Source organism: Streptomyces changanensis, from assembly GCF_024600715.1.
Classification (GTDB): Bacteria; Actinomycetota; Actinomycetes; order Streptomycetales; family Streptomycetaceae; genus Streptomyces; species Streptomyces changanensis.
Genome location: NZ_CP102332.1, coordinates 5108324 through 5124160 on the forward strand (window position 1 = coordinate 5108324; position 15837 = coordinate 5124160).

13 protein-coding genes and 1 riboswitch are annotated in these 15837 nt (G+C 74.6%); of the genes, 8 read left to right on the forward strand and 5 right to left on the reverse strand.

The genetic code is table 11. The features are described 5' to 3' along the window. The first annotated feature begins 112 nt into the window (after window positions 1–112). Window positions 113–276: riboswitch (cyclic di-AMP (ydaO/yuaA leader) on the forward strand. A 13-nt stretch (window positions 277–289) separates the two neighbouring features. Both NRO40_RS22615 and NRO40_RS22620 read left to right on the forward strand, forming a co-directional pair. Beyond that, the gene (locus NRO40_RS22615; RefSeq protein WP_058943836.1) at window positions 290–1093 is read left to right on the forward strand and encodes a M23 family metallopeptidase; all 804 of its coding nucleotides are present in this window, start codon (window positions 290–292) and stop codon (window positions 1091–1093) included. Window positions 1094–1346: 253 nt separating this feature from the next. Beyond that, window positions 1347–2024: a GntR family transcriptional regulator gene (locus NRO40_RS22620; RefSeq protein WP_058943835.1), complete on the forward strand. Its 678-nt coding sequence runs from the start codon at window positions 1347–1349 to the stop codon at window positions 2022–2024. Between the two features lie 312 nt (window positions 2025–2336). Here NRO40_RS22620 and NRO40_RS22625 read toward each other — a convergent pair whose 3' ends face one another. Continuing rightward, window positions 2337–2624 carry an HPr family phosphocarrier protein gene (locus NRO40_RS22625; protein WP_058943841.1) on the reverse strand — a complete coding sequence of 96 codons (288 nt, stop codon included), beginning with the start codon at window positions 2622–2624 and terminating at the stop codon, window positions 2337–2339. Window positions 2625–2750: 126 nt separating this feature from the next. Here NRO40_RS22625 and NRO40_RS22630 point away from each other — a divergent pair, with 126 nt between their 5' ends. From NRO40_RS22630 to NRO40_RS22645, 4 genes are all read left to right on the forward strand, one after another. Next, window positions 2751–5642, forward strand: a complete 2892-nt coding sequence (locus NRO40_RS22630; RefSeq protein WP_198549418.1) for a bifunctional acetate--CoA ligase family protein/GNAT family N-acetyltransferase — start codon at window positions 2751–2753, stop codon at window positions 5640–5642. Window positions 5643–5708: 66 nt separating this feature from the next. Continuing rightward, entirely contained in the window at window positions 5709–6293 is a 585-nt protein-coding gene (locus tag NRO40_RS22635) for a DUF5998 family protein (RefSeq protein ID WP_058943833.1), read from the forward strand. Further along, window positions 6293–7498 (forward strand): alkaline phosphatase family protein, encoded by a 1206-nt coding sequence (locus NRO40_RS22640; RefSeq protein WP_058943832.1) that lies wholly within the window; start codon window positions 6293–6295, stop codon window positions 7496–7498. The genes NRO40_RS22635 and NRO40_RS22640 overlap by 1 nt, the downstream gene beginning before the upstream one ends. A gap of 59 nt (window positions 7499–7557) precedes the next feature. Continuing rightward, window positions 7558–8259, forward strand: coding sequence for a thymidine kinase (locus NRO40_RS22645; protein WP_058943831.1), 702 nt, complete (start codon window positions 7558–7560; stop codon window positions 8257–8259). A 192-nt stretch (window positions 8260–8451) separates the two neighbouring features. Here NRO40_RS22645 and NRO40_RS22650 read toward each other — a convergent pair whose 3' ends face one another. Next, window positions 8452–9225, reverse strand: coding sequence for a VOC family protein (locus tag NRO40_RS22650; protein ID WP_058943830.1), 774 nt, complete (start codon window positions 9223–9225; stop codon window positions 8452–8454). A 227-nt stretch (window positions 9226–9452) separates the two neighbouring features. On the opposite strand from NRO40_RS22650, the gene NRO40_RS22655 reads away from it, so the two are divergent. Then, the gene (locus tag NRO40_RS22655) at window positions 9453–10313 is read left to right on the forward strand and encodes a sulfurtransferase (protein WP_257375484.1); all 861 of its coding nucleotides are present in this window, start codon (window positions 9453–9455) and stop codon (window positions 10311–10313) included. A gap of 141 nt (window positions 10314–10454) precedes the next feature. On the opposite strand, the gene sepH is transcribed toward NRO40_RS22655, so the two are convergent. The 3 genes from sepH to NRO40_RS22670 form a co-directional block, all read right to left on the reverse strand. Then, window positions 10455–11513: a septation protein SepH gene (gene sepH / locus NRO40_RS22660; RefSeq protein ID WP_058943829.1), complete on the reverse strand. Its 1059-nt coding sequence runs from the start codon at window positions 11511–11513 to the stop codon at window positions 10455–10457. A gap of 425 nt (window positions 11514–11938) precedes the next feature. Further along, window positions 11939–13261, reverse strand: coding sequence for a D-arabinono-1,4-lactone oxidase (locus NRO40_RS22665; protein ID WP_058943828.1), 1323 nt, complete (start codon window positions 13259–13261; stop codon window positions 11939–11941). A gap of 7 nt (window positions 13262–13268) precedes the next feature. Next, window positions 13269–14537 carry an MFS transporter gene (locus NRO40_RS22670; protein ID WP_058943827.1) on the reverse strand — a complete coding sequence of 423 codons (1269 nt, stop codon included), beginning with the start codon at window positions 14535–14537 and terminating at the stop codon, window positions 13269–13271. A 170-nt stretch (window positions 14538–14707) separates the two neighbouring features. Here NRO40_RS22670 and NRO40_RS22675 point away from each other — a divergent pair, with 170 nt between their 5' ends. Further along, window positions 14708–15835: a ferrochelatase gene (locus NRO40_RS22675; protein ID WP_058943840.1), complete on the forward strand. Its 1128-nt coding sequence runs from the start codon at window positions 14708–14710 to the stop codon at window positions 15833–15835. The last annotated feature ends 2 nt before the right edge of the window (window positions 15836–15837 follow it).

The window sequence follows — 15837 nt, forward strand, 5'->3', positions numbered from 1 at the left end:
TCTGCACTGTGGCGTGCGCTACAAAAAACCGTGTCCGTTTGGTTATTGGAAGATCAGCCACTTAGCGTCTTAGTCGCTGTCCGCCCGCATGATCCGCCGCACCCGCGGCATCGGGCAGCGATCGCCGAATCCCCGTCAGGCGCGAGCCTGGGGAACCGGGGACCCACCGTCCCCTGGGGTGAATCGGACGCCTTCGCCACCGCGCGGAGGGGCCCGTAGGAGACCTTCCTGCTCCGAACCCGTCAGCTAACCCGGTAGGCGAGAGGGAAGGAAAGGACACATCCACTTCATGGCGTTCACCCGTGCCGCCGGGAAGCACCGCGCCCCCAGCCGTCTGAGCCGCAAGAGCGCCCACGCCGCCGGCGTCGCCGCACTCGCCACCTCCGGCGTCATCGGAACCCTCGCGTCCCCGGCCTTCGCCGCCGAGGCCGACCGGACCGCGGCCCCGGAGGACGCCGGGCTCACCACCGCCATCGCCGACTACGAACTGGCCGACGAGGTCGCGGACCAGGCGTCGGCGCAGGAGCTGGCCGCCGAGGTCGCCGAGCGCCAGGCGGAGGCCGAGATGGCCGCCAAGCGCAACGCCGAGGCCCGCGCCGAGGCGGCCCGCAAGGCCGAGGCCCGCGCCGAGGCCGCCCGCGAGGCGCAGGAGCGCGCCGACCGCGAGGCCGAGCGCAAGCGTCTGAACAGCTTCACGCTGCCCGTCGCCGGCTCGTACGTCTCCACCGCCTACCAGTCGGGCGGCGCGCTGTGGTCCTCCGGCAGCCACTCCGGTGTCGACTTCCACGCCGCCTACGGCTCCACCGTCGTCTCCGTGGGCCTCGGCACCGTCGTCGAGGCCGGCTGGGGCGGCGCCTACGGCAACAACGTCGTCATCCGCATGAACGACGGCACCTACACCCAGTACGGCCACCTCGCCTCGGTCAGCGTCTCCGTCGGCCAGAGCGTCGCGCCGGGCCAGCAGATCGGCGTCTCCGGTTCCACCGGCAACTCCACGGGCCCGCACCTCCACTTCGAGGCCCGCACGAGCGCCGAGTACGGCTCCGACATCGACCCGGTGTCCTACCTCCGGGCCCGCGGCGTCAACGTCTGACCCGCCACCCGCTCACGGAGGCCCCCGCTCGCCGACGAGCCGGGGCCTCCGCACCATTGTGGCCCCCAGGGGTGTCCCGCCGAACAGGTCGGCGGGACACCCTCCCGCGCGCCCGCGCACGTCCAAAAAAGCACCATGAATTCCGGCCCGGCATCGGAAAATCGGTGTGCTTGCCATAGAGTCACCGCAACAGCGTCGAACTCCTGGGTGTCGCGCGGATTAAACGGTGGGCGGAGCGGTTCGGAGGTTCGGTATGCGCATTCCCGCGCATTCGGTGTGCACGGCGATCCGGGCGGACATCGTCTCCGGGGCGCTGCCGCGCGGCAGCCGCCTGACGGAGGAGCAGCTCGCCCGCCGCTACGGCGTCTCCCGCGTACCGGTCCGCGAGGCATTGCGCACGCTGGAGTCCGAGGGCTTCGTCACCTCCCGCCGTCACGTCGGCGCCTGCGTCGCCGAGCCCTCCGAGCAGGAGGCCGCCGACCTCCTGGAGATGCGCGCGCTGCTGGAGCCGCTGGGCGCCGCCCGTGCCGCCCAGCGGCGCACCGACGCCCACCTGAAGGTGCTGCGCGGCCTCGTCCGGCTCGGCCAGGAGGGGGCCCGCCGCGGCCCCGGTGAGGACCTGCGGGCGCTCGGGGGCTGGTTCCACGAGACGCTCGCCCAGGCGTCGGCGAGCCCCGGCCTCACCTCGCTGCTCACCCAGCTGCGCCACAAGATCGCCTGGATGTACGTGGTGGACGAGCCCGCCCACCCGACGGACGCCTGGGCCGAACACGGCGCCATCGTCGACGCCGTCGCCCGCGGCGACGCCGAGCGCGCCCGGGCGCTCACCGCGCAGCACGCCGAACGCTGGCGCGGCTCCCACCGGCTGCGCCGCGCGAACGGTGTGAGGGGTTCGCAACCTCCCGTAAACACGGCCGGCGCACGGCATTAACAGCGGCCTCGTATACAAAAAGGGCGAGCGCGGCCCGAATCTTTTCGCCTCCGCCGGGCGCCCGGAATGGGGGCGGCTGCGGAACGCGGTGCGGGAAATGGTGGCGGGGATGCGCGACGACGCGACGCCGGCATGTCGTAATGCGTCGACGGCCGGGAATTCATCCGGGGAAAGCGCCCGTCCGCCCTGGTAATCCCTCTCGCGCCGGGAATTCCCCTCCGGCTGCCCGCGCGCCCGCCCCGGCAACGAGAAGAGCCGCACCCCCCGACCAGGGGGTGCGGCTCCGTGTTCCGTGGTGCTGCCGGGGGACCGTCAGACGGTCTCGGGCAGCTCCTCCATGCCTTCGGCGACCAGCTTCGCCAGGCGGTCCAGCGCCGCCTCCGCGTCCGCGCCCTCGGCGTCGGAGGCGAGCACGACCTCCTCGCCGCCCTGCGCGCCGAGACCCAGCACGGCGAGCATCGACGCGGCGTTGACCGGGGTGCCGCCGGCCTTGGCGATCGTCACGGGGACGCCCGACGCCGTGGCGGCACGGACGAAGATGGAGGCGGGGCGGGCGTGCAGGCCCTCGGCCCAACCCACGTTGACGCGGCGCTCAGCCATGGTGTTGCCCTTCACGTGCTAGTGGTTGTCTAGACCAGTCTCCCATATGCGGAAGAGTGGTGGAACCCGGCTCGACGTGCCTGCCGACCCCCTCCCGCACCACGCCGCGCGCCGTACCCTTGGCCCATGCTGAACCCGTCCGATCAGTCGGCGCACGCCTATCCAGACCACTGGGAAGCAGACGTGGTGCTGCGCGACGGCGGCACCGCGCGGATCAGACCGATCACCACGGACGACGCCGAACGCCTGGTCAGCTTCTACGAGCAGGTCTCGGACGAGTCGAAGTACTACCGGTTCTTCGCACCCTACCCCCGCCTCTCCGCCAAGGACGTGCGGCATTTCACCCACCACGACTACGTGGACCGGGTGGGGCTGGCCGCCACGATCGGCGGCGAGTTCATCGCGACCGTCCGCTACGACCGCATCGACGAGCACGGCCACCCCGCCACCGCTCCGGCCGCCGACGCCGAGGTCGCCTTCCTCGTCCAGGACGCGCACCAGGGCCGGGGCGTCGCCTCCGCCCTCCTCGAACACATCGCCGCCGTCGCCCGCGAGCGCGGCATCCACCGGTTCGCCGCCGAGGTCCTGCCCGCCAACACCAAAATGATCAAGGTGTTCACGGACGCCGGGTACACCCAGAAGCGCAGCTTCGAGGACGGCGCCGTCCGCCTCCACCTCGACCTGGAGCCCACCGACCGCTCCCTCGCCGTCCAGCGCGCCCGCGAGCAGCGCGCCGAGGCACGGTCCGTGCAGCGCCTCCTCGCCCCCGGCTCGGTCGCCGTCGTGGGCGCGGGCCGCACCCCCGGCGGCGTCGGCCGGACCGTCCTGCGCAACCTCGTCGGTGCCGGCTTCACCGGTCGCGCGTACGCCGTGAACAGCGCCCTCCCCGAGGGGCCCGCCACGCTGGAGGGCGTCCCCGCGCACCGCTCCGTCCGCGACATCGGCGAGCCGGTCGACCTCGCGGTCGTCGCCGTGCCCGCCGAACGGGTCCCGGAGGCCGTCGCCGACTGCGGCGAGCACGGCGTGCGCGGTCTGGTCGTCCTCTCCGCCGGTTACGCCGAGAGCGGCCCCGCGGGCCGGGAGCGCCAGCGCGCCCTGGTACGGCAGGCCCGCTCGTACGGCATGCGGGTCATCGGCCCCAACGCCTTCGGCGTCATCAACACCGCGGACGGCGCCCGGCTCAACGCCTCCCTCGCCCCCCAGCTCCCGGCCGCCGGCCGCATCGGCCTGTTCACCCAGTCGGGCGCGATCGGCATCGCGCTCCTCGCGGGGCTGCACCGGCGCGGCGCCGGCGTGTCGTCGTTCGTCTCCTCCGGCAACCGGGCGGACGTCTCCGGCAACGACATCCTCCAGTACTGGTACGAGGACCCCGACACCGACGTGGTCCTGCTCTATCTGGAGTCGATCGGCAACCCGCGCAAGTTCACCCGGCTGGCCCGCCGGACCGCCGCCGTCAAGCCGGTCGTCGTCGTCAAGGGCGCCCGGCACAGCGGCAGCGCGCCGCCCGGCCACGCCGTGCCCGTCACCCGCATCCCGCACGCCACGGTGTCGGCCCTGCTCCGGCAGGCCGGGGTGATTCGCGTCGACACCGTCACGGAACTGGTCGACGCGGGGCTGCTCCTCGCCGGGCAGCCGCTTCCCGCGGGCCCGCGGGTCGCGATCCTCGGCAACTCGGAGTCGCTCGGCCTCCTCACCTACGACGCCTGCCTCACCGAGGGGCTGCGGCCGCTGCCGCCCCGGGACCTGACCACCGCGGCCACCCCGGACGACTTCCGTACGGCGCTCGCCGCGGCGCTGCACGACGACGCCTGTGACGCGGTCGTCGTCACCGCCATCCCGTCGGTCGGCCCGCACGGCGGCATCGACACGTCCGGCGAGGGGGAGGTGCTGGCCGCGGCACTGCGGGCGGCCCGCGCCGCGGCGCCGGCGAAGCCGGTCGTCGTGGTCCACGTGGAGCTGGGCGCGCTGGCGGACGCCCTCGCCGCCGCCACGAGCACCGCCCCCGCCCCGGAACACCCCACCGGCACGACGCCCCCACCCACCCCGCCGGCCCCCGCCGCCACCCGGGCACACACCCAGCCCACCGCCACCCCGCCCACCGGCACCGCCGCCCCGCCCACCGGCACCACACCTCCCGCCACCCCCGGCCACATCCCCGCCTACCCCGCAGCCGAACGCGCCGTCCGCGCCCTCGCCGAAGCCGTCCGGTACGCCGAGTGGCGCCGCAAGGTCGCCGACCCCGGCCGGGTCCCCGAGTACGAGGGGATCGACGAGACCGGGGCAGCCGCGCGGATCCAGGACCTCCTGGACACGCCGGAGGCGGGAGAGCGGGGTGTCACGCTCACACCGGACGACGCCCACCGGCTGCTCGGCCGCTACGGCATCGCCGTGCGGCCCGCCCTCCCCGCGCCCGACCCCGACACCGCCGTGCGGGCCGCCGCCCGGCTCGGCTACCCCGTCGCGCTGAAGACCACCGCGCCGCACCTGCGCCACCGCCCCGACCTCGGCGGCGTACGCCTGGACCTCGCCACCGAGGAGCAGCTGCGCGCCGCGTACACCGAGCTGACGGATGCCCTGGGCAAGCCCACCGAGCTCCAGCCGGTCGTCCAGGCCATGGTCCCGCGCGGCGTGGACACCGTCGTGCGCGCCGCGATCGACCCCGGCGTCGGCGCCGTGCTCTCCTTCGGCCTCGCCGGAGCCCCCTCCGAGCTCCTCGGGGACACCGCCCACCGTCTCGTCCCGGCCACCGACCGCGACGTCGCCGAGCAGATCCGCTCCATCCGGACCGCCCCGCTCCTCTTCGGCTGGCGCGGCTCCGCCCCCGTCGACACCGCCGCCCTGGAGGAGCTGCTGCTGCGCGTGTCGCGGCTGGTGGACGACCACCCCGAGGTGGTCGCCGTCGCCCTGGAACCGGTCGTCGTCGCCCCCCGCGGCCTCGCCGTCCTCGGCGCGACCGTCCGGCTCGCCCCACCACCCGCCCGCACCGACATCGGCCCCCGCCGGCTCCCCAGCTACTAGGCACTCCTCGCGGGGACGCCTCCGCGACCGTCACCGGGTGCCCGTACGCCCCTTAGGATGGAGTCCATGGCGAAGACCGGTACGACGACCCAGGGGCTGCGCGCGGCCATCGAGCGCAGCGGCTACTACCCGGCCCTCGTGGCCGAGGCGGTGGAGGCCGCCATCGGCGGCGAGCCGATCTCGTCGTACCTCGTCCACCAGGAGACCACCTTCGACGCGAACGAGGTGCGGCGCCACGTCACCGTCCTCGTCCTCACGTCGACGCGCTTCATCGTGAGCCACACCGACGAGCAGAACGCCGACACCAGCTCCCCGACGCCGTACGCGACCACGTCCACCGAGTCCGTCAAGCTCGACCGGATCTCGTCGGTGGTCGTCAGCCGCGTCGTGGCGAACCCCGAGGCGTACACGCCCGGCTCCCTCCCCCGCGAGGTGGTCCTCACGGTCGGCTGGGGCGCCGTCGCCCGCATCGACCTGGAGCCCGCCGCCTGCGGCGACGCGAACTGCGACGCCGACCACGGCTACACCGGCAGCTCCACCGCAGACGACCTCAGCCTCCGCGTCAGCGAGGCCGGCGACGGCCCCGAGACGGTCCGCCAGGCGTTGCACTTCGCCCAGGCCCTGTCCGAAGCCACCGCGGCCACCCGCTGATGGTCCAGCCCGCCACCACGGCCTCCGCCTGGCCCGACGACCCGGTACCGCTGGCCCTCGACACCGCGCCCGTACCCGAGTACGGCACCGGCTCGCTCGCCGACCTGCTGCCGACCCTGGCGGCCGGGCTCGGTGTGCCGGACTTCGCACCGCGCATCGCGGAGCTGACGCCGGCCGACCGGGTCTGCGTCTTCCTCATCGACGGGCTCGGCTGGGAACAGGTGCGGGCGCACCCCGCCGAGGCGCCGTTCTTGACCTCGCTCCTCGGCACCTCGCGCGGCGGCACGGGCCGTCCCCTCACCTCGGGCTTCCCCGCCACCACCGCGACCTCCCTCGCCTCGGTCGGCACCGGACTGCCCCCGGGAGCCCACGGCCTCGCCGGGTACACCGTCCGCGACCCGGACAGCGGGCAGCTGATGAACCAGCTGCGCTGGCGCCCCTGGACGCCGCCGCACGTCTGGCAGCCCTACCCCACGGTGTTCCAGCTGGCCGACGCGGCGGGCGTCCACACGGCGCAGGTGTCGTCCCCGGCCTTCCAGGACACACCGCTCACCAAGGTCGCCCTCAGCGGCGGGACCTTCCACGGGCGGCTCTCCGGCGAGGAGCGCATGGACTTCACCGCCCGGCAGCTCGCCGCCGCCGACCGCGCGCTGCTCTACACGTACTACAGCGAGGTGGACGGCGCGGGGCACCGCTTCGGCGTCGACTCGGACGCCTGGCGCGGGCAGCTGATGCACGCCGACCAGCTCGTCCAGCGGCTCGCCGAACAGCTCCCGCCGCGCTCCGTGCTCTACGTCACGGCCGACCACGGCATGGTGGACATCCCCTTCGACGAGGAGTCGCGGATCGACTTCGACGAGGACTGGGAGCTGCGCGCCGGCGTCGCCCTCCTCGGCGGCGAGGGCCGCGCCCGCCACGTGTACGCGGTGCCCGGCGCCGCGTCCGACGTCCTCGCCTGCTGGCGCGAGGTGCTCGGCGACCGCTTCTGGGTCGCCGGCCGCGACGAGGCGGTGGAGGCCGGCTGGTTCGGGCCGCACATCGACGAGCGGGTCCACGGCCGGATCGGCGACGTCGTCGCGGCCGCCCATGACGACGTGGCCCTGACGGCCTCCATCGAGGAGCCGCACGAGTCGGCGATGGCCGGCATGCACGGCTCCATGACCGCCGCCGAACAGCTCGTCCCGCTGCTCGAAGTGCGCCCGTAACCGCCGCGCGCTCCCCGCCCCCGCTTCCTCCCGTGGACCCGAAAGGTCGTCGCCTCCCCATGCCCGAGCTGGTGTTCTTCTCCGGAACGATGGACTGCGGAAAGAGCACCCTGGCTCTGCAGATCGAGCACAACCGGTCCGCGCGCGGCCTCCAGGGCATGATCTTCACCCGGAACGACCGCGCGGGGGCGGGCAAGCTCTCCTCCCGCCTCGGCCTGGTCACGGAGGCCGTCGAGGCCGCCGAGGAGTTCGACTTCTACGCCTACCTCGTCGACCACCTGTCGCGCGGCGGCCGCTGCGACTACGTCATCGCGGACGAGGCGCAGTTCCTCGCCCCGGAGCAGATCGACCAGCTCGCGCGGGTCGTCGACGACCTGGAGCTGGACGTCTTCGCGTTCGGCATCACCACCGACTTCCGCTCCAAGCTCTTCCCCGGCTCGCAGCGGCTCGTGGAGCTCGCGGACCGGGTCGAGGTGCTGCAGGTGGAGGCGCTGTGCTGGTGCGGGGCGCGGGCCACGCACAACGCCCGCACCGTCGGCGGCGTGATGGTCGTCGAGGGCGCGCAGGTCGTCGTGGGCGACGTCAACGCCGGGGACCAGGTCGGGTACGAGGTGCTGTGCCGGCGCCACCACCGCCGCCGCATGACGGCCGCGAGCGCCCATGCCGCCGCGCTCTCCCCGGACGTCCTCCCCGTCGAACCGGCCGGGCCCGCCGAGCGCGCCCGGCAGCCCCGGCCCACCGACCGCGTCCAGCCCGCCTGACGTCCGCGGGCCGGGGCCCGTCCCGCGTACCGCCCGACGGTGTGCGGGCGGTACGTTCTACGGGGCCGGTGCGGCACGTCCGGCCGGCCGCCCGAGCGCGTGCGGTACGTACGTGCCCCGCAGCCGGTCCGCCCGGCGCGCGTACCCGCCTCCCAGCGGTAGCGGCGCCGCCGGCGGCCGCTACCGGGCAGGTCAGACCCCGGCCGACCGCACGATCGTGAACACGGCCCCCTCCGGGTCCGCCACCACCGCGTGCCGCCCCTCCGGGGCGTCGCCCGGCGGGCGCAGCACCCGCCCGCCCAGCTCCTCGACACGCCGGGCGGCGGCGTCCGGGTCCGCCACCTCGAACCAGGTCATCCAGTGCGCGCCGCGGTCGCGCGGCAGGGCGCTGCCCATCCCGCGCAACCCCGCGACGGGCTGCCCGCCCGCGCGGAGCGTCACGAGGTCCGTGTCGGCCGGGACCAGCGGATCCAGCTCGCAGCCGAAGACCGTCCGGTAGAACTTCGCGACCGACTCCGTGTCGTGGGTCAGCAGCTCGTTCCAGACCGGCGCGCCGGGCACGCCCCGCACGGCGGTCCCCAGGTGCGCGGCGGCCTGCCAGACTCCGAAGACGGCGCCCGACGGGTCGGAGCAGATCACGATCCGCCCGGCCTCGCCCGCGTCGATCGGCCCGACGGCGACCGTCCCGCCCGCACAGCGGATCGATTCGGCGGCGTCGCGGGCGTCGCGGGTCGCCAGGTACGTGGTCCAGGAGACCGGCAGATGGCGGTCGGCGGGCAGCCGGCCGAGGCCGGCGACCTCCAGCCCGTCGAGCAGGGCGCGCACGTACGGGCCGAGCTGCCGAGGACCGGGGCGGAACTCCCAGCCGAAGAGCTCCCCGTAGAACCTCTGTGTCGCGTCAAGGCCGTGCACCATCAAGCTCACCCAACAGGGTGTACCCGGCTCGCGCCGAGTCGCCTCGGTCATCGTCACACTCTCCTCGGACCATCGTCGTGGCCGTACGGGGGGACGGGGCGCGGACCGCCCGTGCCCTGCGGCTTCACGCCTCGTCAGATGCTCGCACCGCAGGCCGGACGGTGCGCCCGGGGCGCGCCGCGGTTTGGCGCGATCCCGCAGGAGGATGCCCGGATTTCCGTGACCCATCCGCTTGGGGACGTCCCGGCGCGGCCCGTGTCTGCGCGAGGATGGCACGTATGAAGCCCAACGCAAGCACCGACTCGAACCCCCTGGTCTCCGCGGCGGAGCTCGCGGCCGAGCTGGCGGCACCGGGCCCCGGCGGGGCCCCCGTCCTGCTCGACGTCCGCTGGGAGCTCGGCGGCCCTCCCGGACGCCCCGCGTACGAGGCCGGTCACCTCCCCGGCGCCGTGTACGTGGACCTCGACGCGGAACTGGCCGGCGCTCCCGGTCCCCGTGGCCGCCACCCCCTGCCGGACCTCGCGGCCTTCGGGGCGGCGATGCGTGCGGCGGGCGTCCGTGCCGAGGCGCCCGTGGTCGCGTACGACGGCGGCCAGGGCTGGGCGGCGGCCCGCGCCTGGTGGCTGCTGCGCTGGGCGGGCCACCCCGACGTCCGGGTCCTGGACGGCGGTCTGGCCGCGTGGCGGGGCGAACTGTCCCTGGAAGTCCCGCGACCGGCGCCGGGCGACTTCACCCCGGTACCGGGCGGGCTGCCGCTGCTGGACGCGGACGCCGCCGCCGCCGTGGCCCGGTCCGGACTGCTGCTGGACGCCCGCGCGGGGGAGCGGTACCGGGGCGAGGTCGAGCCGATCGACCCCGTGGCCGGGCACGTCCCGGGCGCGGTGTCGGCCCCGACGACCGGCAACGTCGCGCCGGACGGCCGCTTCCTGCCCGCGGAGGCGCTGGCGGCGCGCTTCAAGGAGCTGGGCGCGCTCGACACGCCCGAGGTGGGCGTGTACTGCGGCTCGGGCGTCTCCGCGGCCCACGAGGTGCTGGCCATGGAGGTCGCCGGGATCAAGGCGGCGCTGTACGCCGGCTCGTGGTCCGAGTGGTCGCGCGACCCGTCGAGGCCGGTCGCCACGGGCGCCGACCGGGGCTGACGAGACCGGGGACGACCGGGGCTGACGAGCACAGGCGCCGACCGGGCTGACGAGACCGGGCGCCGAGGGGGTGGACGAGCGCGGCGGACGACCGGGCGGCGTGGCCGGGCCACGGCCACGCCCCGGGTGTGCCGCCGGTCGCTACTCCTGCTTCTTGCGGCGCGTGCCGAAGACGATCTCGTCCCAGCTGGGGACGGCCGCCCGGCGACCGGGGCGGACCCCGTCCGCCTCGGCCTGGCGGTCGGTCGTGCCGACCAACCGGTCGCGGTGGCCGCTCACCGAACGCGGCATCAGCACGTCCGCGTACGCCGACCCGGCGCCGGCCGACGCGGCGGGCGCCGGCGGCTCCTCGGCGTCCGGCTCCGTGTCGTCCTCGGACGCCGCGGCGTCCGAACCGGTGGGACGGTCGGGGACGACCATGTCGCCCCGGAAGCTCGGTACGGCCTCCAGCAGGCTGGTCAGCGAGTCGCGTTCGGACTCCTCCGCCGGTTCGGCGCTCGGCGCGGGCGCCGCGGGCCGGTCCAGGGTCCGCTCGCGCGGCAGCCGCGCGATGCGGGGGACGAAGGGGAAGCTCGGCTCGGGGACGGCCACGGCGTCGTCGGTCTCGCCGATGAGGGCGCGCGCCTCGTCGTCGACGGCCTGCACCAGCCGCCGCGGCGGGTCGTACGTCCAGCTGGCGGTGTGCACCTCGCCGGCGACCCGGTAGACGAGCAGCACCTCCCAGGTGCCGTCGTCGCGGCGCCAGGAGTCCCAGGCCGCGGTGTCCTTCTCGGCGCCGCGCAGCAGCAGCCGCTCCTGCACGGCCTCGCCGAGCTGGGGACCGGCGTTCTCACCGGGGCGGCGGACGGGGGTCTTGCGGGCCCGCTCCGCCATGAAGGCGCGCTCCGCGAGCACGGGGCCCTCGAACCGGCGCACCCGCTCGACCGGGATGCCGGCGAGCTGGGCGACCTCCTCGGCGGAGGCACCGGCTCGTATCCGCGCCTGGATGTCCCGGGGGCGGAGATGGCTCTCCACCTCGATCTCGATCTGGCCGAGCCGGGGGCGGTCGTTGCGGACGGCGGCGCGCAGCCGTTCGTCGATCGGAAGCGTGTACTCCGTGCTGTCAGCAGCCTTCAGCACCAGTCGTGTGCCGTCGTTGGAGACGGCCACGACACGCAGTTCGGGCATGGGGACCTCCCGGGTGGTGCCTGCCGACGTCACGTGCGTCGCTGCTTCCGCTAGTCGAGTGTGGCCTGCCCGGGTGCAGCCTGCCACAACCTTGCCGAGTTGCCCGGCGTGTCGGGCATGGGCCCTCGAACGCCGTTCTGGCACGGTAGCCTATTCTGCAACCCAGCGTGACCGATCGGTCACCCCTCGTCGCAGGCTTCCGTGCGGTGTCGCGGCGCCGCCGGATCGAGTGCCATTTCCGGCCCCTCCCGTTGATCCCGGACACCCGTAAGGGACCGATGCCCAGGGTTGGCCACAGTACTCCATTCGGGCCATGTCAGTGGACCGGCGCGCCGCCGAAGTTCTCCGGGCGTCCGGTAGTTGACCCTCCGACACGGCCCGCTGGGCGGGTTCCCGTGGGTGGAAAACGGCTGAAAGGGAACTAAGCGCGCCTCCCGTGGGCGGCGGCGGACGAGGCGTCAGTCACCCAGCACCCGCCGGAGGTAGGCGTTGCCGAAGAGACGGTCGGGATCCAGCCGGTCGCGCAGCGCCGTGAACTCGCCGAACCGGGGGTACGCCTCGGCCAGGTACTCGGCGTCCCGCGTGTGCACCTTGCCCCAGTGCGGCCGGCCGCCGTGCGCCGTCATGATCCGCTCGGCCGCCGTGAAGTACGCCCGGTAAGGCGCCCCGCGGTACATGTGCACCGCGATGTAGGCGGTGTCCCGGCCCGACGCCGTGGAGAGCGTGATGTCGTCGGCCGGCGCCGTCCGGACCTCCACGGGGAACCCGACCCGCAGCGGCGAGCGGTCCAGCATCGCCTTGAGTTCGCGCAGCGCCGCGACCGCCGCCTCCCGCGGGAGGGCGTACTCCATCTCCATGAAGCGCACCCGGCGCGGACTGGTGAAGACCTTGTACGGGATGTCGGTGTACGTCCGCGCCGACAGCGCCCGGCTGGAGACCCGGGCGATCGACGGGACGGCCGCGGGCAGCGCCCGGCCGAAGGAACTGGCCACCTGGAAGAGGCCGTTGGAGAGGAACTCGTCCTCGAACCAACCGCTCAGCGGACCGAGCGGGGCGGCCGGACCGTGACTGCGGTTGTTGCGCTTGGTGCTGCAGTTCTCCGTGTGGGGGAACCAGTAGAACTCGAAGTGCTCGTTCTCGGCGTGCAGTGCCTCGAACTCCGCGGTGACCCGGTCGAAGGACATCGGCTCCTCGCGCGCGGTGAGCAGGAACAGCGGCTCCACCGCCAGGGTGACCGCCGACACCACGCCCAGGGCGCCCAGGCCGATCCGGGCCGCCGCGAACACCTCCGGCTCGTCCTCCGCCGAGCAGGTCAGCACCCGCCCGTCCGCCGTCACCAGCTCCAGCCCGCGGACCTGTGCAGCGACGGAGCCCGAGTCGCGGCCCGTGCCGTGCGTCCCGGTGCTGATCGCGCCCGCGACCGTCTGCTCCGTGATGTCGCCCATGTTCGTCAGGGACAGGCCCTCGCGGGCCAGGGCGGCGTTCAGTCGCTTCAGCGGCGTGCCCGACTCCACGGTCACCGTCATCGCGGAGCGGTCGACGTGTCGGATGCCGGTGAGCAGGTCGGGCCGGATCAGCAACCCGTCCGTCGCCGCTATGGAGGTGAAGGAGTGGCCCGTGCCGACGGTCTTGACCCGCAGGCCGTCGTCGGCGGCGTTCCTGATCGCCTCGGCGAGCTCGTCCACCGAGGCCGGCCGGGCCTCCCGCGCCGGACGGACCGAGACGTTCCCCGCCCAGTTCCGCCAGGTGCCGTCCGCCGGGCGCCGGCCGAGCCGGCTCATCCCGCCGCTACCGCTCCGACCGCTCCAACCGCTCAAGCCGATCGGACTGTTCCGGGTCCTGCTGCTCACGCTGCCCCTCCCGCGTCGGCACCGGCCTGCTCAGCCGGCGGTACCCCAGGAACGCCACCACGGCCGCCAGCACCCCCGCCACACCGGGCACCGCGTACCCCGCGGAGGCCCCGTGCTCGGCGACCACCCAGCCGGAGGTCGACGTGCCCAGCGCCACGCCCACCGCCAGCCCGGTCCCTGTCCAGGTCATGCCCTCGGTGAGCTTGCCGCGCGGTACGTGCGCCTCCACCAGGGCCATGGTGGTCACCATCGTCGGTGCGATGGCGAGGCCCGCGACGAAGAGCGCGACGGCCAGCAACGGAAGGTTCCCGGCCAGTTGGAGGGGGATCATACTCACGGACATGGCGCAGACGCCCAGGAGCCAGCGGCGTGCGGGGGCGCCCTTCAGCCGCAGCGTCCCGAAGACGGCCCCCGCGAGGCACGAACCGCCCGCGTACACCGCCAGCACCAGGCTCGACGCCGTCTTGTGGCCCTGTTCCTCGGCGAACGCCACCGTCACCACGTCGACCCCGCCGAAGATCGCCCCGGTCGCGACGAACGCGACGACGAGGACCTGCAGGCCGGGGGAGCGCAGCGCGCTGGTCCGGGCGCCGGCGTGCGTCCCGACCGGGTGCGGCGCCGGTTCCGTCGCCCGCTGCGCGGTCAGCCACCAGACGCCGACCAGCAGGAAGACCCCGGAGAGCAGCGGGCCCGCCGCGGGGAACCACATCGTCGACAGGCCGATCGACAGCGGCGGGCCCACGATGAAGCAGACCTCGTCGACGATCGACTCCAGCGAGTACGCCGTGTGCAGCTCCTGCGGCCGGCCGCGGAGGATCTCCGCCCACCGGGCACGCGTCATCGCGCCGAGGCTCGGCACGCACCCCGCGCCCGCCGTGCACACGAACAGCGTCCAGTCCGGCAGCCCCTTCTCGGCGCACACCAGCAGCGCGCCGGCCGCCACGACCGAGACGAGCGTCGCCGGCCGCAGCACCCGACGCTGCCCGTAGCGGTCGACCAACCGGGACACCTGCGGGCCCAGCACCGCGGCGGAGAGGGCCAGCGTCCCGGTCAGCAGCCCGGCGAGCCCGTACCGCCCCGTGAGCTCCGTGATCATCGTGAGGACGCCGACGCCCATCATGGCCAGCGGCATGCGCCCGAGGAGGCCGGCCGCGGAGAACCCCAGGGTGCCGGGGGCGGCGAAGAGCGCACGATAGGGACTGGCCAAGGGGGTTCTCCGGGGGTGGTGCGGGGCGGGCCGCGGTCGGCGCCTGCGGACCGGGCGGGGTGAGGCGTCGGTACAGCCTTCACAGATTACGGCCGAAAGAGTGGTGACGCACGGCGGTTTTCCGGCTGTCGGTGCCGGGTGGCAGGATCGGAACCATGTCCGATCAGCGTGTGTCCGACCAGCGAGACCCAGCCCCGTACGACGCCCTGCTGCTGCTCTCCTTCGGCGGCCCGGAGGGGCCCGACGACGTCGTGCCCTTCCTGGAGAACGTGACGCGGGGCCGGGGCATCCCCACGGAGCGGCTGAAGGAGGTCGGGCAGCACTACTTCCTCTTCGGTGGAGTCAGCCCCATCAACGACCAGTGCCGGGCCCTGCTGGCGGCGATCCGCGAGGACCTCGCCACCGCCGGCGTCGACCTGCCCGTCCACTGGGGCAACCGCAACTGGGCGCCGTACCTGACGGACACGCTGCGGGAGATGGTCCGCGACGGACACCGCCGCATCGCCGTCCTCGCCACCAGCGCCTACGCCTCGTACTCCGGCTGCCGGCAGTACCGCGAGAACCTCGCGGACGCCCTCGCCGCCCTGGAGGCCGAGGGCCTGCCGCTGCCGAAGGTCGACAAGCTGCGGCACTACTTCAACCACCCGGGCTTCGTCGAGCCGATGGTCGAAGGCGTCCTCGCCTCCCTCGCCGAGCTGGACGACGCCGTCCGCGCGGGCGCCCACCTCGCCTTCACCACGCACTCCATCCCCGAGTCCGCCGCGGACACCTCCGGTCCGGTCGGGAGCCACGGCGAGGGCGGCGCGTACGTCGCCCAGCACCTGGACGTCGCCCGGCTGATCGCCGGGGCGGTGCGGGAGCGCACCGGCGTCGACCACCCCTGGGAGCTCGTCTACCAGTCGCGCAGCGGCGCCCCGCACATCCCGTGGCTGGAGCCCGACATCTGCGACCACCTGGAGGCGCTGCACGGCGAGGGCGCCCCTGCCGTCGTGCTGGTCCCCATCGGCTTCGTCTCCGACCACATGGAGGTCCTGTACGACCTCGACACCGAGGCGATGGCCAAGGCCGCCGAGCTGGGCCTGCCCGTCCGCCGCTCCGCCACCGTCGGGGCCGACCCGCGCTTCGCCGCGGCCGTCCGCGAGCTGCTGCTGGAGCGCGCGGCCGCCGAGCGGGGCGCCGCCCCGCAGCGGTGCGCCCTGGGCGCCCTGGGACCCTCGCACGACCTGTGCCCGGTCGGTTGCTGCCCCGCCCGCGCCGGGCGGCCCGCCGCGGCCGGCGCCGACAGCCCCTACGCCTGAGG